We start from the raw sequence: 17374 nt of genomic DNA on the forward strand, positions 1-17374 counted from the left end.
GGCCGCATGCGCGGCCTCGTGACATGTCACAGTAAAGGAAGTTTAAAGATTATTGCGGCAATGATGACGAAGGTCGAGAAGTAAACGACCTTCGCCGACCACTCTCCTAACCACTTTTTCCTGATGGCAATTACAATCACCCACAAATAGGCAGTACCGCATACAACTACGGCAGCAAACCAGAACAACATCAATCCAATACTGACTAAGATGTCCATCATTGGCCCACCGCCTTCCCGAGATCTGGAGCGCGCCGCGGCGCTGTTTCGCCAGGCTCCCACCAGCTCGTTGTGTTAAATTCCCGCTGCGCGCGGTCCCTTACCCGATCGTTGTACCCAGGGTTCGCCATCTCTTGAAGCTGTTGCAGGATAAGGTGATTGGTAATGGCTTTTGCATACCAGAGATTTGCGAAAGGGGTGATCATTCGTGCCGTCTTAAGCGCGTCGGCACCGAAAGAAGTTTCTTCCCCCTGTAATGCCTTCTGCGGGTTCGTGATCAGCAGCTTGGTTAACTGTTCAGCAAAGCTGAGAACCGGCCCGCCGATGGTGGCCGCGATACTTGAGCCATATTGCGTATGGTCCTGGAACAGGAAATCGCCGTAGATACCGAATGATCCGCCTTTCAGTAGAGCCTGTACCCATGTAGTTGGCTTTGTCATATCCAGTGGGTCATTGCCGGTCAACAGGCTATTCATCTGGTTTGCAAACATCCCGGCCAGTGTCGTGCCTGCAATGTATGAAGCGAGGAATTTAAGCGCCGGCACCGTGTCCAGATCATTAGCCCGGTTTACCAGCTGGCGGAACCCGGCGAATGGCGTGGTTTTGAAAAGCATGAAGCTCTTAATCAGCTGCCCGGCGTCGTCGCGGGCGTAAGTGTCAAGCCCGGTGGCGGTCGTTACAGCGCTGGTCATCTCGCCGTGTGTGATACCCAGCAATTTCTGAGCGGCTTCGGCGCGGGCATTGCGAACCATACGATTGATGGTCTGCTCTGATTCTGCATCAAATGCTTCTTTCATCCGCTTCAGACGTTCAGGAGGTAGATCTCCAAGCGCCGCCAGTGCTGCTTCGCTACCGGCGCGCACCTGTGCAATACGGTCCGACATGATGCCGGTGATCACGTCATCGGGAACGGCATAGATCGCATCAGGAGTCATACCCATGTGACCGGAGGTAGTCATTGGCTGTAGGTCTGCCGCTGCCATGATCGCCCAGTCTTCATTGCTCCAGCCTTTGTTAGCCAGGATGGTTTTATCTGACCCTTTAACGTCTTCCAGTGTCTTGAATTTGCGGGTCAGCTCACCAATATTTTTATACATCAGCAGCCCGAACGCCGCTTTGTTGGCGCGGTCCATGGCGATCAGCCCTGACCACTTCAGTGTCTTCTCTGCGAACCAGCCAGTTATGCCACGTGACAGATCAAAGCCGCCCATCTTCGAGACTACAGCAGCGTGCGAATCCACCAGCAGGCCCAGCTCAGCATTCGCCATTTTCGCGTCACCACTAAATAGGTTCTTAATAGTGTTGGCTGATAGGCGCATGCCGTCGCGGGTGAATCCGAGCGCCTGGGCATTAGCGCGCATAATTGCCTGGTCGCTGGTTGCGGTCAGTACGCTGGTACCGAGCATCGCGCTCGTCATCAGGTTACGTAGACCCCCAACAGCAGAAGTGAACACGCTCGATGTGGCCACACCGTTAAGCCCGGCCATAGAGTTAAACATCCGCTCGACCATCTTGCGTTCTTCGTTCATGTGCCCCACGGGCTTTCCACCAGTTACAGCACGCTGATACACTCGATCAAGCACCAGGGAAAAGTTGCGCGCAGCATCCGGGCCGAATGCTTTAACGACACCTAGATCGCGGGAAGAGGATTGCAGGTGCGACATCATTACGCCCGCCACCGGCTGCTGCGTATAACGCTCCATGTAGGCGAAGTGCGACTGCGCATCCTTGAACGCCATAACCCTGCTCTGGGAACCACGGTTCTTTATCCCGCCGGTGCCCATGAACGCGCCCGGGTCGATTTTGTTGGCGCCGTCGGTGGCCTTCGTTTCAAAGATCGCTTCCAGCGCCTGGCGATACTCGATGTCATTCATCGGGCTGCCGTCCGGATTAACGTAGTTGCTGCGATCCTGCGTGTTGTAAACGTCGTCCACCCATGCCTGGCGGGCAAACTCTATCGGCGGCTGACGGCCTGACAGTCGCGCTTTGGCCTGTTCTGCCACCGGTAATGATGCCAGCCATTCATCTCGCCCGGCGTTGCGAATAAAATCAGCGTCGTCCACATAGGGCAGATGCCAGTCGTCTCGCAGGCCGATATCAAACCCGTTGTCGTTCATTTCCTGCCGGGCCCGGCTGGTGACGTCATTCCATACCTGGGCGATTTTTTTCGCCTGAGGATTCCCGGTGTCCTCGCCATATAACTCTTTCAGGATCTGGAACTGTGCTGACTTCGCAGCCTGCTGGTCGAACAGGCTGCGGAATCGCTGCTCGCCGAGCGCTTTGCTCTGCTCGAAGAATTTGCGTACATCATCACCGGCTTTGAGCAGTTCAGCGCTGAGCTGGCGTGACCAGTCCTGATATGCTCCGGTTGCCAGTTCCTCTGCCGAGGTCACGGCAATATCCTTACCATCAGTTGTGCGCCGACCTGCGAAGATAAACTGCTGCAAATTGGCGGGTGTTTGCTGCTCTGGCGGGATATTGGCGTCGAGGGTGTCAGTCACACTGCTAATGGCGATCGCGTTCTGAGCGACGCGCTGGCGCTTCTTATAAACGTCATGCACAACGCGCTGGCGCACAAGATCAGCGGCCTCTATGTACGTCTGAGCATCAGGGATGCCAGTCTTGCCTTCCCTGGCATTTTTTTTATGCACCTGGCGCACGGCCTCTTTGATACTGTCCTCAATACCTTTCAGCTCGTCAGCCTTTGGCTGGCGGCCCAGTGTCTGCGCAATGGCTTCAACACATGCCTGTTTCATTATGGATTCCTCAGGAAGCACGCGGCGGCGACTGAATAAACTTTCGATTCGTTCTGCACGGTCTGGATTTGTTCATCAAATTCAGCCAGAACATCGGAGAGTTTCGCCGGTTGCCCGGTGTCGGGGTGCGTAATTGTCAGATCCGGATTAGTGGTCGCCATATCGCGCGCCGCCATCAGGTCGTAACTGTTGGATGAAATAGCCTGTCCAGTGTCGGGATCCACACTGACCTGTCCGCCTGCTTCATCTGCCGCAACAAAGGCGCTTTCTGCTCGCGGCGCCGGAGCTTCTCCAGCCAGATCTGACGGCGTTTCATACCTGACACCATTCTCTTCGAAAACCTGCTGCATTGCATGGTACTGCTCGTTTGCAGATTCCAGCATGCCAGGCCGGGCCGGACCATCCAGCCCGCGCGCCATCATCCCGACGTTAACAGGCTGGCCGTCATTAAGTTGCCGGTACGCTTCATCCATGGCTGCCACATGGCTGTTAATACTCTCATTGCTGGCGTGCAGAACGGGGGAGGATTCCAGGTCGTAATACAGGCCTTCATTCAGCGTGTGAGCTGCATCGATGTCGCTCGGCTTAATGGCAGGAATATCTGGCGCGGCAACAGGCTCTGTCACTGGCGACTGGGCATCAGATCGCAACGGTGCACCAGGTGCATCCGTTACTGGCGTAGCTTCGCCCATAGGTGATGGCTCTGCGGTTGCGTCAGGTATGCTCTGCACTTCCGCCGCCGGGATCGGTGCTTCAGCATCAGGCGGTGGCGGTACGTCAGCATTTCGCGCGGCAAGGTGATGGGCACCACCAAAGGCGCCACCCAGCACTGCATCCACCAGCATCGCCTGGCCGTCGAATACCCGGTACTGTTTCGCCATTTCGGTGTAGCCTTTCTCCTCCAGTGTTTCGCCGACGGAGTAACGGTTCAGGCCACCGAACCCAGTGTTGATTGCCACACCTGAGGCGATGCGCGTTGCCAGTGTGGTCCCAATGGCAGCAGGTAAGGCCATGCCCGCTGCGTTGAAAAGGCTCTGCTGAGTTGCCAGGTTGCGCGCCGTCGACTCGTCTACACCCTTCCCTTTGAAATCCTGATAGGACTGCTCATACGTCGAGCTGAATGCTGTAGCTGCGCCGACTGCCGGACCGCCGACAATGGTCGCACCAATGGCCGGCACGAACTGACCGAGTCCATAAAGAACCTCGGCAGCGGTGCCCTGGCTACCCGCATCCGGCTTCACATACCCGCGCGCATCCTGCAACTGCTTGCCGATCGTGTCGTATGTTTCATTCAGCGCTTTGTCGGCATCAGGAAACATCACGCGGAAAATATTAACCGTTGGCGCCACGTCTGCGGTGAATGCCGGATCGCTGATCAGGCGTTTACTGAATCCGACGGCAGACTGAGCCAGGCCGATCGTGCCTTCCGCCACACCGCGCACCGGTGCGGCAATAGAACCCTGAAAGAATGTCGGCTCATAGTCTTCTGGTCGTGCCGGATTGGCTGCTGCTTTATCGTCGGTCCACGCCTGACCTTCCGGAGACAGAGAAAATACATCAGACATTATTCGACCCTCACGACAATAGCTTCATTGGTTTTCGGATCCGTAGCCCAGCGCCCGCTGCCGCTTACCAGCCGATACTGGTTGTTGCCAATGTTGACTGGCGTGAAGTTTGATGCGGCGTTTACGTTGAGACCGGCATCTTTCAACGCCTGCTGTGCGGATGCGGTGTAGCGGTCCTTGAAGGTGGACTTATCCATGCCGAACGGCATTACCACATCGCCACCATTAAAGCCCTTGTACACGCCGCCTGTGGCGTATTGCGCCGCCTTTTCCACTACGTCGGAGTTGGCTGCATCAGTGCGCGTCATGGAGGCATCACCTGACTGATAAGCGATCCCGGCGTAAGCTGCCTTGAAAAGGTTGTAACTGAGCTGGCGCGCCTGCGCGTTATTGGCGAATGCATTCCCCACCTGATCGTCGAATGCGCGTTTCAGCTTATCTTCGCTCGGCAACTGCACCGGAGTTATACCAGCGTCTTTCATTGCCTTCGTTGGATTGAGCAACTGATCACCTGCAAGGATCACCTTCGATACGTCGTATTTATTCATGGTCGGCTTGTAGCCAATGAACTGACTGTATGCGATGGATGGTTTTTTGTTGTCGTACTGGTTGTCCGGAGTGCCCAGCAGCAGCGCGGAATATGCAGTTGCTGCGTTGTTAGGTGCAATGGCAGAGGCGACCTGGCGCATTGCCGGAGCTGACAGCGTTTCACCCATGCTCTGTAACAGGCTGATTGTCTGGTTTACGTCTTTGGTACCGCGCACCTGTTCGGACAGTGCAGCAGCCTCCTCACTGGACAGAATAGGCGCATTGATGCCCAGTGCGCGCAGGCTTTCCTGTGAAGAAAAACGGTTAGCCACCTCAGCTGTGATGTCGTTAGGGTTGTTGCTGACGATCGGCTTATAGGCGCCAATCTCCACCGCAGCATTGAACGGATTATTCTGGCGCTGGCTGATCACCTTCGTGGCCGCCGCCGATACCTGATCGAATAATTCAGCGCGGGATGCATATCCCTCGCCTGTTTCTTCGGTTCCTGGCTTCAGCTGATTGACGTAGGCTGTGATGCTGCTCGTCGGCATGTTGCGGAATGAGCCAATGTACTGACCGGCGATCTGCGTATTCCGAAACTCGGTATAGCGGAGATTGCCTTCACGCACCCCATAGGCAGCCAGGAAGTCAGTCTGAGTTGGAGCGTTCGGGAAATCTACGCCGCGCATGTATGCCGCGCTGGCATCGCGAACCCGGCTGTCGATACTGGCGCGATACTCCGCCTGCTGCTGCTTGCGGATTTGGTCAGCCTGTCGGAGGAAGGTCGCCTGCGCTTCAGGGGAGGCAGCATCGAATGCAGCATTGCCGGTGTACCGTTTGGTGCTGGTCGGCAGCTGAGACAGGCCAATAGCCGCGCTGACGCCGGTGGCTAGCTGCTGGTCACTGTATGGCTGGCTACCGTTCTCATGCTGGATTATTGCAGCGCACAGAGCCTTCAGCGTGTCAGGGTTTGATGCGTCAAGCTGCTGATCCGCAGTTACGCCGAGCTGAGCACATACTGCCTGAATGTAAGCATCGGTGTTGTTATTGTCAGACGGCGGTGCCCAGCGGTTGATAATGTCACTGACGGTATCGATACCCTGGCGCTGGTAAGACAGCAGGTTACGGCCCAGCGCGCGGATGCCATGCTCCGGAGTTTCGAATTTAGCAAATCGCCCATCATCACCGGTCTGGCCAACCCATGGATTTGTTTTGCTGTATTCGAGGTTTCCGGGGTTGTTATTGCGAATGCCGCGAGCGCTATCGCCTGAACCACCTTCAGATACCGCACGGCGTGATCCAACAGCCGTGTCGCTCAACTCGCCATTGCTCTGGATGAACTCGATAGAGTTGTTAGCCGACCACTGAGAGAGAGCCGTATCAGCGACCTTCTCTTTAAATTCGGTCTTTTTCGCCTGAATCTGCTCAGCGCTCCAGCCATGCGCGGCGCCATAGGTTTCGATCTGCTGAAAGGTCTGCTGGTTGTACAGCACGTAGTTGGCGTTATCGCCGTACGCAGATGCTGCCAGTTTCCCGTTGTTCGCCAGCGTCGCCTGGAACTGCCCCTCTTCGTAGGCGTTGAGCTGGTTGATCTCATGGCGTCCGGCCTGCGTCGTGAACTGAATGCGCTGCTGCTGCACCTGCTGCATGAAACCAGCGCGGGCCCCTTCAGGCAGGGTCATGGCGATCTGTTCTGCCTGAGAATCAAACTGCTGGGTGTACTCCTGCCCCTTGCCCAGCGCATTCTTTCCCTGAAGGTTCAGCAGGCCGGTATCAGGGTTCGTCAGCAGATCACTCGATACCTGACTCAGTTGCAGCGATGCATCCTGCGCCTGGGCGACATCCGCCCGCTGCTTGGCCTGCGCGAACATGTCGATCGCCTTTGGCGCGACCTGAGAAATGACGTCGCCGACATTCGGCTGTTCGAACGCCTGAAATCCTGGAGACTGGAATCCGCGGCTTTCAACCTGGCGCCCGCTGACTGTTGGTACTGTTGGCATTTCGATATCTCCTTATCGACCTGTTGGCGTGCCGACGGCGGCGCTGATAGGTGCAGCCTTCTGGGAGAATGGCGACCACGTCCCGCCAGCCATTTGATAGGCTCCGTAAGCCTGTAGCGGCGTTGTGAGCAGAGTAGTCATCGCCCCCATATTCCCCTGCTTACGGGCGGATACTGCCTGGGCGTCATAGTTGGCCGACTGCACCTGATAGCCGTAAGCCTCGCGCTGGGCATTGTTCACCGTAGTCAGCGCATCCAGCGTGCCAAACTGCGCGGTATCGCCGAAGATATCCAGTGCGCCTCCGGTGGAAAGGTCAGCACCGGTAGCGCCCATCGTAGCCGCCTGCGTCCCGGCGGCCTGACGATTACGGCGGCGGACTTCATCGGCCTGAGCATTACCACGGTTAACCGCGTCCTGCGCCTGCGCCTCCGCCACATCAGCATTTTGCTCGGCTACAGCAGAGGTATATTTCCCGGTCTGGTACTGGTTGTAAGCTGACAGCGCGCCTGCCGCGATAGTCGCACCGGCTAAGATTGTGGTGGGTTCACACATTATTTTCTCTCCATGTGGAAGCGGTGAAACAGAAGACCGTGAGCGCCGTATGGCTGTGGTTCTTCAATGGTGAATCCAAGCCAGTGCAGCCAGATACGCGCGGTGTGGTTGCGGGCATCAACATAGTTTTCAAGATACGGATAAACAGCCAGCATTGCATTGACCACTTTCCCGCAGCGGCGCAGGAATGTACGCTGGTATTTCTCCAGCGCATCGGTGCCCACCAGCCAGGGGATACCGTTACCGCCGATCATCGATGCCGGTGCCACACCGAAGATGGTCACCACTTCACCATTAATCAGCCCGGCGCAGGCGAAGGTTGACGTGCGTAGCCCAGTTTCCAGAACGCGGCGCGGGCTCCATCCATTTGTCGCCAGGAATTCATCAACGTCAGCCTGGCGTACATGCGGGAGCATGGCTTCGATATGCTCTGCGGTGGCAGGTACGATCTGAGCTTTAATCATCAGAAATCTCCGAGCGTCATGCGTGGCAGAACCGCCAGGACTGAAAGCGGCAGCGGGTCGAGCTGGCGCACCTTAACGCGCCCGTTCTTATCCCAGTTGCTGTCGAGCTTCACTTCCACTTTGCCGGTGGCGTCATCAACTGGGTCGTCGTAGAACTCAAATTCTCGCTGCGGATACTCGTACCACTCACCACCTGGTGTGGTTGCCCAGATTCCTCGGCTGGCGTTGACTACCATCGTGACAGTGGGGATCACCTGCTTTTTATCCAGCAACGTTTCCTGCCCGTTGATATTGATGTCCAGCGTTTCGAATTCAGCGGTGATAGGCAGCCCGATATGCACCACCGCGCCAGGTGACTCCAGCGTGACAGCGCCACCAGTTACGGTTTTCTGTGGCTCAACGCTGGCGTCTGAGAGGATGTTGACTGTCTGGCCTTCGAGGTGTGACAGACCGCTGAAAGTCTGGCGGGCCATCTGCCAGTTAGTTGTGGCCACAGTGCGCAGTACCGCGGGAACGTTACGGTTGAATCGCACAACCACGGCGGTATTACTCGTTACGGAGAGAATGTCACCACGCAATTCTTTCGCCACCACCTCGCCGGTATCAGGATCCGTTTCTGAGTATGGGAACTGGATCTGAGCGCCAACGTCAGTTCCCACGAAATACGCCCCGCCGCTTATCGTCACCGGGTAGTCAACCTGATAGCTCCAGTCACCACTGCCGCCGCTGATGGTCATAGTACGTGTTGAGGTATTGCGTCCGTCATAGCTCAGTCCGCAATCGACAAAGAAAGCATCTTCATCACTGGTAAACAGGCGGCTGGACAGGCGCTCTATGTAACGTTTCGTCTGGCCGTTGATGGTGCGGTTAACCACGAAGTAAACAGCGTCCTCGCTTCCTTCGCTGATGGAGCAGGTGCTTTCGTACTTTCCAGTGCTGGACTGCGGTGCCCAGGAAAATACCTGCTGATCGCGCAGATAGGTCAGCACCAGCAGTTTCCCGTCGTCGCGGATGCAGAACGCGCTGCTGTACGGCACGATGCAGAATGACCAGTCGACAATGCTGCGCTTCTGGAACAGGTGGTTTGCCAGTATGGTCAGGTCAGTACCCTGGTATCCGTCGACGTCGAAGGAATAGGCCAGATCGCGCACCACGCTCCCCTTTTCCTGGATGAACAGTGCGATGTTTGCCACCGCGATCGGCGGCACATTGCTGGAACCGTTGTTTCCCTGCGAACTGAATGAAAACGCCGACGGCGTGAGGACCTTATTCTGGTCTCCGGATATCGTATATTCCCCGCCGGATGTCAGCGCGACCAGGTTGCCGACGTCGATAAGATGGCGGATCTCATTCACCTGTCGCCCGGCGTAGGTGTAGATGATGCGATCGTCATCCTGAATAGGGTTATTCTTGCCGAAGTCCTTATAGTCGCCGGTCCGGCTCGCCCAGATCGTTTGTGGGTACGCGGTGGACGCGGCGAAGTACAGGCGCTGCTGATAGTAAACAACCGTGCTCGGGTAGCCGTTGACACTGTTCCATGCGTACCGTGCCCACTTGTAGCTGCCATTCGCCGATCCGACAACCTGGGACGGGATGTAGCTAACCACCGTAGCAGTGGCGGTCAGGCCGTCGCTGGATACCGCAGTGATGCGCGCAATGCCGAAACCGCTGTGCAGGTATTCCCACTGGATTCCGGTATCACTATCACCGGTTCCGCCCCACCCATCCCACGACATCCCTTCTGTGTGAGACGGGCGCAGGGTCCCGGTCTTGCCGGAAGTATTGGCACGGTAGTAGTTGCTGTCGGCGCGGCGCACATCGTTGATAGCGGTGGTCTTGCTGGTCTCCCATACGGGAACGGAATCAACCGCCGGCTGTTCGAGATAAAACAGCTTACCGACTTGCTCAGCGCCAAAGATGGCAGAGCTGGCCGTCAGCGTAATGGTCCCGGTACTGGCGCTGGCGTATACCTTCACTGACTCGTCAACGTTGATATCTTCGAACGGTCCGTTTTTTGTGGTGACATCAACGATCTGCCAGTTGTCGTGCGCGTAACGGCGCAGCTCCTTCGGCGGGTAGGCCGGGTGAACCAGCGTAAGCACGTCGGCGCTCTGCGTGAATTTAATGCGGAACAGGTCGGCCTCTGCATACGGAATAGCCAGTTCGTAGATCACATTGCTGCTGTTCAGCACATACGCACCATCTTTGATAACGCGCATATAGTTGTGCCCGAACTCCAGCGCATAAGTCTGGACGGTTGAGAACTGGAAAGGGATAAGGCGGCATTTTCGCGTCGGATATTTGGCTTCGCCGACGAAGCGCGTTCCCGGGCGATTCTCCACCCCGCCATACTGGCGGACAATAAAGTTGTCGCACTTGCGCAGCGCCACCTGATACTTCGACATATCGATGCGCCCGTACAGCGATGGGCCAATCTCGCCACCGGCAAAGCTCGGCTGGATCCAACTGAAAGCCATTATGACAACCTCGCTGCGGTGAACTCATCAACTGGCGGCTGCGGCTCCTGGGATTCGTTCTGGCTGTGCGAGCCAGCGCTCAGGATGACGCTGCGGTACATAGTCAGTGCGTTGTTACCGAGATCTGCGCTGCCGGTCAGCGGCATATTGATTGCGGCGGCCAAACGCCAGGACAGCGCTTCCATGAAGATTGCATCGAACATGTTCACGTCGGTGACGCGCGCGATGTACTTCAGCCATGCCTGAGGCTGATCGGTGTAGATCAGCTTTCCGGTGCCGTCGGAATCAGCTCCAACCTCATAGTTGATTCGCATGGCGGCCGTCGGATTACGGATTCCGGGCACCATAATTTCGGTGATACGCAGGCAGTCAGTCGGATACTGGTAGGAATAAGCCCAGTCCGGCGGCGGATTGTTGGTATCGGCCAGCGCCAGGCGTTTGGTGGCAAAGTTCCAGTCGAAGTCCGCCAGCGCAGCATCGCGGCAGGAATCGAAATGCAGGGAGCACTGCCCGGCTTCTTTGCTGGCCTCGGTCAGGCTGTTAATGCTGCGGCTGTTCCCGATATTGCTCAGCGCGCGGTTGCAGATCTCGATAACGGAGGCCATTAATCATCCTCCCCGCCGTAGAGAGTCTGGGCGGCAGTTTTTGGCTTCTCACCTGACACAGGCGAGATCGCCATGTCTGTGATTTGCAGGCTGGCATCGTGCCGGACACCCTCACCATCTTCGCGAGTCGACATGCTTTTGATGATAGCTTTGGCGGAGATCATCACTTCAGTACCGACAGGCTGCGGAGTTGCACCGAGTTTCTTTAGTGTTTCATTGTCAAGGTTGATGCATAGACCCCATGGATAATCGTCACGGGTTTTTGTTTCACCAGATTCATCCTGGTAACTGTCGGTGCCGGTTTTAAGGTTTACCAGTTCCATAGCGGACTCCTGCAATAAAGGGGCCGAAGCCCCTTGTTTTATTAGCGAGGCTTAGACGCCCAGTTTTTGCCGTTCTTCAGCGATACGTTCTTTGATCGTTTCAACATTCATGTTGCCAGGTTTCTTGTTGAAAAGTTCTTCGTACTGCTGGCGGAGCGCGGCTTCATCTTCACTGAAGGTGTTGGCATCGTTACTGCCGGTCTCTTCAGTGCCCTCATCTTCAACCTTTGATTCAGGCTGAGAATCAACGGGCACGATTCCACGCTTCTGGTCTGCCTTTTTCTTTGCCGCCTTCGCCGCTGCGTTAATCGGCTCCAGCGCCGATCCTGGCTCACCGTCATATTCAATCTCTGAGCCTTCAGGCCAGAGGTTGTTATGAATATGGGATAAGCGCAGGACGCGGTATTTTGCTTTTTCCATTGCCATCACCTTAGCCAGTCACTTTGGAACGGATCGGGTAATAAGGAGTGTTGTTGTCAACATCCAGATTAATGCCCGAGGTGAACGCGCCAGCAGTCAGCGGACCTGTGCCGACAGAATAGTTGACGCGCAGATAGCGCTGGACGCCCGCCGGAACTTTGGTAGAGAACAGGCGTTTACCAACTGTCAGGGCAGAAAGCGCCAGAGCACCGCTGTCGTAGATAGTGGTCCAGGTAGAGTTGTCCGGGCTGGTCTGCAACTGAACGTTGAGGGTCGCGGCACCACCAGCGGTTGCCGTGGTGTCAACGGTTGCCCAGAACTCCAGCGGATAACCAACGCCGATATCGCGACGGGTTCCGTCGATAGGGCCGAGGTCAATCACGTCCGTAGAAGCAGCGGAAGCTGTAACCGCCTGCTTCTCGGAGAACATCAACAGTTTGTCGAGGATCATTTTCTTTCTCCATTTATGGGCCGGTTAAGGCCCATCAGTTAATGACAGGCGTTAAACAACGCGCGCTTCTGTTTCGAGAATCGCATCGGTTTCACGGATTGGGATGCCACGGAACGTGGTCCAGAATTCGCCTTCAGTCTCTTTTACGGACAGAGCCAGAGAGGCTTTATCCAGAGATTGCAGATCCAGCGCCTGGGCAACGGTACGGTTCATGTAGAACACCGCGCGGCCCATTTTCAGGTTAGGGACGCGGTGCAGCGCTTTAACCATCAGGCTGACGATATTTGCAGCTGAACCTGGTACTGACAGATCGCTCACATCGATGTTGGCGATGCGCACAACGTAGCGCCAGTCACGGAGAGCCAGGCCGTTATCCCATTTATAATGGGTGCGGTAACCCTGGTATTTGCCGCCATTGGCATCGGTAAGAGTCTGCTCGCCGAGGTTCTGAGTCTGCAAACCAGCCTTCTGCCCTTTAGGGAAGATGCCGTGCACAGTGTTTTCACCCCAGACCACCAGCCAGATAGAGGTGTTATCTGTACCGGTGCCGCCAGCATCAATAATGTTCTGGCCGTTGCCCGCGGATTTGCTGGAGTAGCGTGATGACAGGCCCATGAACTGCTGCGGATTCACACTGGTGTCGCCGTAGAACAGGGTCTGAGCCATCTGTTGGTTCATGCCTTCAAGGAATGCACGATCTTCAGACAGGCGGAATTCAGCAGTGTTACCGTTAAGATCTGCCAGTGACTTATCTACTTCCGCATAAGCCTCCAGCATGCCGACAGTGTCAGTGACCTGTACGGTAGTTGATTTGGTCGGTTGCACACCGTAGTTCAGTAAACGCCAGGTAGGCTGCGGTAGCCCCGAGCGAACGGTGGTACGGTGACCAGTTGGAAGGTTACCCTCTACGAACATCATATCCGTCAGGATTTCGTTGGTCTGGGAAAGAAGCTCGACAATCTTATCGACCTTTCCGTTTGGATCAGTACGCTTAGCCCAGTCAGCCAGCGTCAGCGCATTTACGCCTTTAACAGCCATGGTTATATCCTCTCTTATTAGCCATAAAGCACTTCGGCCGCACTACGCTGGCCTTGATTACTGCCATCGACCATGCCGTCTTCCGACATGGCTTTACCGATTTTCACGAACGTTTTAACCAGGTCTGGATGGTTACCAAGCCCGGTAGCGTTCAGATATTCTTTCAGTTCCGGCGTGCCGAACTGGTCGAGTGCACGCTGCGCAGCGCTGAGGTTTGCGGTCAGTTTGTCACCGCCGATCTCCTTGTCTGCCTTCACGGTCTCTGCCCAGCCTTCTGTCTGCTTCTGCCAGGCTTCTGCCTGACGCTGCTGCACACCGGCCAGAATTTTTGGATATGCGTCCACCAGCTTCTGCGCCTGCTCGTTGGTCAGGTTCAGATCACGGGCTACTGGCTCGAAGTCCTTCAGCGCTTCGGAATCCAGCTCAACGCCTTCTCCAGCCTTGAACTCGTATTTCTCCGGTGCGCCTTCTGCCTTCTGCTCTTTGTCATCAGGCTTGACTGCTGGCTTATCACCATCAGCGGGTTTGTTTTCCTGAGGATTGTCACCTTCAGTGCCGGGCTGTGGCTTATCGCCTTCTGGTTTTGCCGGGTCAGCAGCAGGTGCAGGAGCATCAGCAGCTGGTGCGGATGGCTCAGACGATGCCGGCGCAGCGCCACCATCAGCAGGCTGCTCATTGCAAAGACGGCGATGCAGCAAACGTTCAAATAAATTCATGGTTACTCCTGTTCACTGGCCTCTGCGGCCATCTTCAGATACTGATCGGGGCAGTGCGTCATGACGCGCTGAAACAGAACCAGAGCCAGGTTGCGCTGCCCTTCGTTGAATGCTGTGATGTTCGGGTCAACGTTGAAGCAGGTACCGAACACCTGACCTTTCTCCAGCAGCCCCCACACGACGCGGCGACCCTGCTCGCTATCCATGACGAACTTGATGTCGTCCTTCTCGCGCTGCTCCAGATCGTGTTTCTTACGCTCGTTCTGAATGCGCATTTCTTCTTCATCGAAATCCGTCATTGCTGCGCCGCTCCCACTGCGTTAGTGATTGCTGTCAGTGCGCTTGGATCTGCGGTTTGCGTATCGCTGAGCGTCTTCGCGCCCTGCGCTACGGCCTGACCCATTGCCAGCGCCTGAGCTGCCTGCTGCTGTTTGGCGCGGTCTTCTCGAATCTGCTGCACCTGCTCCTGCGGAACGATGACTGTTGGCGATACGCCGGACATTTCGGAGAACGCGTCGATAGCCTGATCCGCGTCGAGCTTGTCGAGCGCTTCCGTTTTACCGACTGATGCCAGTTGAGCGATAAAGCCCACGGTCTGCGACAGGCTGGTGAGGCCAATAGATTTCTGCGCCTGCGCCATAACGGAGATGTACTCAATGCGCAGCGGCATTCCCTGCATAACGTCAGGCGGTGGCGGCAGCATGTTCTTGCGCGCCATGATGGAGAAAACGCGGTCAATTAGCGGGTTTAGCGCTTCGTCGTTCAGACGTTCCAGCACCGGGCCGAGCATCAGCAGCTTCTCTTCCTTCATCTCGATCACCGCTTCCACCGGCATTGAGCGGGTGTTGATGTTTTGCAGCATCATGAAGAGGTCGACAAAGTAGGCGCTGTTGATGGTCTGGCGGGTGTCCTGAATGTCAGCCAGCAGGTCGGCGGTATTCGGGTTTACCAGGTACGCAGGCTTGAAGCCGTCCTGCCCGCTCAGCACGTCGAGATACGTCACATCGCCAGGTAGCAGGGAAACGCGCTGATTCTTCAGCGACGTCGGAGCGACCATCGGCGGGTTAGTGGCTTTGTCGATGAGCTGAGCTTTACGTTTCTGCTCAACCTGAAGCGCTTTGACCTGCCCGAGCGCCAGCATGCCGGGGCAGGAAGACGCGTATACGTCCTCGCCGTTAACTTCCCAGCGCGGCGCCAGAATCGGGAATTCATCGAAACCAGATTCACGCAGCAATTTGTCGGAGTCGCCGCCTGTCTCGAAATAGACAGAGCGATACGGCTTGTTCTTGCTGTCCATCTTCCCGCTGTCGCGGTTGATGTTTGGTGTGATGCAGTGGTTTACCTCGATCCAGTTTTCATACGATCCGCTTTCCCACTGGCTCTTCACGGACGCGCTGACATTGTCCAGGCCAAACTCTTGCACGAGCTGGCGCACGGTCATTGAGAACTGACGGAAGGAGGTGTCGACGCTGCCGCGCGGGCTGTTAGCCAGGTAGTAGCTGCCAATCGGGAATGGCATTGTGCGGATCACGTCCTGGTCATCTTCCAGCACAGCCATGGCGGCAGTGCCGAAAGTGCCCAGGCTGGCGTACATGACAGGCAGAGACTGATACAGGTTCGACTTGTTGAACACTTCGTTCATGCGGCGCTGCACGACTTCCAGCCAGACCTTCACCGGGCCGTAATCCATCATGTCAGGGTCAGGCGTTGCCAGTTTGAACCACGGACGGGCCGGGCTGGTGATACCTGACATCATGCCGCTGGCGAGAATGCGCTGAGCGAGTGAACCGGTAGGGTCAACAATTTTGGTGTTGCGGCGATCGTCACGGTTAACGTCAGACGTCAGGAAGCGGGAACCGCGCGGATTGATAAAGTCGCTCAGGTCGCGCCAGTGCGGCTCGAACGATGTGCGCTCATTCTTCAGCTGTGCAAGCTGCTTCAGCAGCCGCTCTTTTTCGGTTTCCACCATCTCTGCGCGCTCCGTTACTGACCGAGCAGCGTTTTACCGCTGGTATTGGCGGCGGAAGTGTCGCCCTGGGCACCGGTGAGCATGGTCGAGTTACGACCAGCGGCAGCACGGCGTCGGCGTTCTTCGTCATCGCGCGCACTGACCACAGCGGCGTCCTGCTCCTGAGGCGCGGCCTGAACTTCTGGTGCCGCTGGCACTGATGGCTTGCTGCCGATACACATAGCGATAACCTCACACACGATTAAATTATTACCAATTTAACCATATACGGATTATTTTACGTAGTGTATTGACATAATGGACTGCAATTATTACCCTTCAGGTAACACAACATGAAAGCGCACTTTGATATCGGTTCTGTGAGGTCTTGTCGCTAAATCAAACTGGTTAGTGCGCTTCCAGGTGTGAGCAGTACGGTATATGGCACATGTGCCGCAGCGGTCCGGAGGGGTTCCTTGGTTTCCTTACCCCCGAGCGGGTAGCCGGAATGTGCAAGTCAGTGTTATCGGTATGCACGACATGACGACTCACCATCGTGGCGATACGGTGTGACGCCTCGGAAGAGACGAGGCCATAACAGGTAAGAGCATTGAGATTGATCGTCGTTCCTGGGCCCAAGGTCTGCTCGAAGTCAGTGCTCTTTCCGTTGTGGTGAAAGTTGCTATTAGCACGCGACAAACGCTATCGCCGGCGCACCGGCCACCACAACCCAATCACGCCTTAGGACCGTGATACGGCAGTACCAGGCAATGCGTGTAGCTTTGGCGGTGGCAGTTGCTCCCACTTCTGACCGCCGCCCTTTTTACAGCAGAGCGCCATTCCGATGACGTTGCGCTGTAAACCCGTAACTGCCAAGGAAGGCACTCCGTTGATTATTCGCCCGGTTCGTCCGGGCATTTTTTTAAGGTGAAAATCATGGTATCAACTGCATCTCCAGCACCATCCTGCATGGCTATCGAGCAGGAAATTCAGGCCAAAGGCTTAACCGCGCCGCGCGTTACGCGAGACGACATGATCGCAAACATTGCTCACACTGAAATCGTTAAACACGTTTCTGTTACCGGGCAGGTTCTTCGCTGGGCGATCATTACGACAAAGAATGGCTTCGCGGTAACCGGAAAGCCATCATGTGCAGTCTCAGCTGAAAACGACAATGAGGCGATCGGTAAACAGATTGCTCTGACGAACGCAGAGAACGAGCTGTGGCCGCTAATGGGTTACGCTTTGAAAGAGAAGTTGAGCCAACAGTGAAAGACGAATTCGACGGCTTTTAATGCCGTGACATGTCACAA

17 protein-coding genes are annotated in these 17374 nt (G+C 56.1%); 1 reads left to right on the forward strand and 16 read right to left on the reverse strand.

The window, feature by feature from the left end:
* Nucleotides 1–26: 26 nt before the first annotated feature.
* From ACQG0T_RS16395 to ACQG0T_RS16470, 16 genes are read right to left on the reverse strand one after another with little or no spacing between them, the layout of a single operon-like run.
* A complete protein-coding gene (locus tag ACQG0T_RS16395; protein ID WP_059585505.1) occupies nt 27–221 on the reverse strand; it encodes a hypothetical protein in 195 nt (64 codons plus the stop codon).
* On the reverse strand, nt 218–2974 hold the full coding sequence (locus tag ACQG0T_RS16400; protein WP_426723827.1) for a hypothetical protein: 2757 nt from the start codon (nt 2972–2974) through the stop codon (nt 218–220). The genes ACQG0T_RS16395 and ACQG0T_RS16400 overlap by 4 nt, the downstream gene beginning before the upstream one ends.
* Nucleotides 2974–4539 (reverse strand): hypothetical protein, encoded by a 1566-nt coding sequence (locus ACQG0T_RS16405; protein ID WP_426723828.1) that lies wholly within the window; start codon nt 4537–4539, stop codon nt 2974–2976. Before ACQG0T_RS16405 ends, ACQG0T_RS16400 begins: the two co-directional genes overlap by 1 nt.
* Nucleotides 4539–7067, reverse strand: a complete 2529-nt coding sequence (locus ACQG0T_RS16410; RefSeq protein WP_426723829.1) for a hypothetical protein — start codon at nt 7065–7067, stop codon at nt 4539–4541. Before ACQG0T_RS16410 ends, ACQG0T_RS16405 begins: the two co-directional genes overlap by 1 nt.
* A 12-nt stretch (nt 7068–7079) precedes the next feature.
* Nucleotides 7080–7619, reverse strand: a complete 540-nt coding sequence (locus ACQG0T_RS16415) for a hypothetical protein (RefSeq protein WP_426723830.1) — start codon at nt 7617–7619, stop codon at nt 7080–7082.
* A complete protein-coding gene (locus ACQG0T_RS16420) occupies nt 7619–8083 on the reverse strand; it encodes a hypothetical protein (protein ID WP_060578624.1) in 465 nt (154 codons plus the stop codon). The genes ACQG0T_RS16415 and ACQG0T_RS16420 overlap by 1 nt, the downstream gene beginning before the upstream one ends.
* Entirely contained in the window at nt 8083–10560 is a 2478-nt protein-coding gene (locus tag ACQG0T_RS16425; protein WP_426723831.1) for a hypothetical protein, read from the reverse strand. The genes ACQG0T_RS16420 and ACQG0T_RS16425 overlap by 1 nt, the downstream gene beginning before the upstream one ends.
* Nucleotides 10560–11165, reverse strand: coding sequence for a hypothetical protein (locus ACQG0T_RS16430; protein WP_032671838.1), 606 nt, complete (start codon nt 11163–11165; stop codon nt 10560–10562). Before ACQG0T_RS16430 ends, ACQG0T_RS16425 begins: the two co-directional genes overlap by 1 nt.
* Nucleotides 11165–11488 (reverse strand): capsid staple protein, encoded by a 324-nt coding sequence (gene gp10 / locus ACQG0T_RS16435; RefSeq protein WP_058670554.1) that lies wholly within the window; start codon nt 11486–11488, stop codon nt 11165–11167. The genes ACQG0T_RS16430 and gp10 overlap by 1 nt, the downstream gene beginning before the upstream one ends.
* 51 nt (nt 11489–11539) lie before the next feature.
* Nucleotides 11540–11914 carry a hypothetical protein gene (locus ACQG0T_RS16440; RefSeq protein WP_426723832.1) on the reverse strand — a complete coding sequence of 125 codons (375 nt, stop codon included), beginning with the start codon at nt 11912–11914 and terminating at the stop codon, nt 11540–11542.
* A gap of 4 nt (nt 11915–11918) precedes the next feature.
* Nucleotides 11919–12359 carry a Bbp16 family capsid cement protein gene (locus ACQG0T_RS16445; RefSeq protein WP_045342888.1) on the reverse strand — a complete coding sequence of 147 codons (441 nt, stop codon included), beginning with the start codon at nt 12357–12359 and terminating at the stop codon, nt 11919–11921.
* A gap of 51 nt (nt 12360–12410) precedes the next feature.
* Complete coding sequence (locus ACQG0T_RS16450; RefSeq protein ID WP_045342886.1) at nt 12411–13397, reverse strand: major capsid protein; 987 nt, start codon at nt 13395–13397, stop codon at nt 12411–12413.
* A 17-nt stretch (nt 13398–13414) separates the two neighbouring features.
* Nucleotides 13415–14113, reverse strand: a complete 699-nt coding sequence (locus ACQG0T_RS16455; protein ID WP_426723833.1) for a peptidase — start codon at nt 14111–14113, stop codon at nt 13415–13417.
* Between the two features lie 2 nt (nt 14114–14115).
* Nucleotides 14116–14412: a hypothetical protein gene (locus ACQG0T_RS16460; RefSeq protein WP_047344967.1), complete on the reverse strand. Its 297-nt coding sequence runs from the start codon at nt 14410–14412 to the stop codon at nt 14116–14118.
* Nucleotides 14409–16082: a portal protein gene (locus ACQG0T_RS16465; protein WP_234600933.1), complete on the reverse strand. Its 1674-nt coding sequence runs from the start codon at nt 16080–16082 to the stop codon at nt 14409–14411. The genes ACQG0T_RS16460 and ACQG0T_RS16465 overlap by 4 nt, the downstream gene beginning before the upstream one ends.
* Before the next feature lie 14 nt (nt 16083–16096).
* Nucleotides 16097–16303 carry a hypothetical protein gene (locus ACQG0T_RS16470; protein WP_032636549.1) on the reverse strand — a complete coding sequence of 69 codons (207 nt, stop codon included), beginning with the start codon at nt 16301–16303 and terminating at the stop codon, nt 16097–16099.
* A 694-nt stretch (nt 16304–16997) separates the two neighbouring features.
* On the opposite strand from ACQG0T_RS16470, the gene ACQG0T_RS16475 reads away from it, so the two are divergent.
* Nucleotides 16998–17333 carry a Gp49 family protein gene (locus tag ACQG0T_RS16475; RefSeq protein ID WP_233169738.1) on the forward strand — a complete coding sequence of 112 codons (336 nt, stop codon included), beginning with the start codon at nt 16998–17000 and terminating at the stop codon, nt 17331–17333.
* The last annotated feature ends 41 nt before the right edge of the window (nt 17334–17374 follow it).

The sequence above is a fragment of the Enterobacter cloacae complex sp. 302F9 genome (assembly GCF_050030335.1).
In the GTDB taxonomy this organism is placed as follows: domain Bacteria; phylum Pseudomonadota; class Gammaproteobacteria; order Enterobacterales; family Enterobacteriaceae; genus Enterobacter; species Enterobacter hormaechei_C.

Bases quoted from the DNA above. Each gene is read 5' to 3' on its own strand.
- ACQG0T_RS16395 (WP_059585505.1), bottom strand. From the start codon at position 221: ATGATGGACATCTTAGTCAGTATTGGATTGATGTTGTTCTGGTTTGCT.
- ACQG0T_RS16400 (WP_426723827.1), bottom strand. From the start codon at position 2,974: ATGAAACAGGCATGTGTTGAAGCCATTGCGCAGACACTGGGCCGCCAG.
- ACQG0T_RS16405 (WP_426723828.1), bottom strand. From the start codon at position 4,539: ATGTCTGATGTATTTTCTCTGTCTCCGGAAGGTCAGGCGTGGACCGAC.
- ACQG0T_RS16410 (WP_426723829.1), bottom strand. From the start codon at position 7,067: ATGCCAACAGTACCAACAGTCAGCGGGCGCCAGGTTGAAAGCCGCGGA.
- ACQG0T_RS16415 (WP_426723830.1), bottom strand. From the start codon at position 7,619: ATGTGTGAACCCACCACAATCTTAGCCGGTGCGACTATCGCGGCAGGC.
- ACQG0T_RS16420 (WP_060578624.1), bottom strand. From the start codon at position 8,083: ATGATTAAAGCTCAGATCGTACCTGCCACCGCAGAGCATATCGAAGCC.
- ACQG0T_RS16425 (WP_426723831.1), bottom strand. From the start codon at position 10,560: ATGGCTTTCAGTTGGATCCAGCCGAGCTTTGCCGGTGGCGAGATTGGC.
- ACQG0T_RS16430 (WP_032671838.1), bottom strand. From the start codon at position 11,165: ATGGCCTCCGTTATCGAGATCTGCAACCGCGCGCTGAGCAATATCGGG.
- gp10 (WP_058670554.1), bottom strand. From the start codon at position 11,488: ATGGAACTGGTAAACCTTAAAACCGGCACCGACAGTTACCAGGATGAA.
- ACQG0T_RS16440 (WP_426723832.1), bottom strand. From the start codon at position 11,914: ATGGCAATGGAAAAAGCAAAATACCGCGTCCTGCGCTTATCCCATATT.
- ACQG0T_RS16445 (WP_045342888.1), bottom strand. From the start codon at position 12,359: ATGATCCTCGACAAACTGTTGATGTTCTCCGAGAAGCAGGCGGTTACA.
- ACQG0T_RS16450 (WP_045342886.1), bottom strand. From the start codon at position 13,397: ATGGCTGTTAAAGGCGTAAATGCGCTGACGCTGGCTGACTGGGCTAAG.
- ACQG0T_RS16455 (WP_426723833.1), bottom strand. From the start codon at position 14,113: ATGAATTTATTTGAACGTTTGCTGCATCGCCGTCTTTGCAATGAGCAG.
- ACQG0T_RS16460 (WP_047344967.1), bottom strand. From the start codon at position 14,412: ATGACGGATTTCGATGAAGAAGAAATGCGCATTCAGAACGAGCGTAAG.
- ACQG0T_RS16465 (WP_234600933.1), bottom strand. From the start codon at position 16,082: ATGGTGGAAACCGAAAAAGAGCGGCTGCTGAAGCAGCTTGCACAGCTG.
- ACQG0T_RS16470 (WP_032636549.1), bottom strand. From the start codon at position 16,303: ATGTGTATCGGCAGCAAGCCATCAGTGCCAGCGGCACCAGAAGTTCAG.
- ACQG0T_RS16475 (WP_233169738.1), top strand. From the start codon at position 16,998: ATGGTATCAACTGCATCTCCAGCACCATCCTGCATGGCTATCGAGCAG.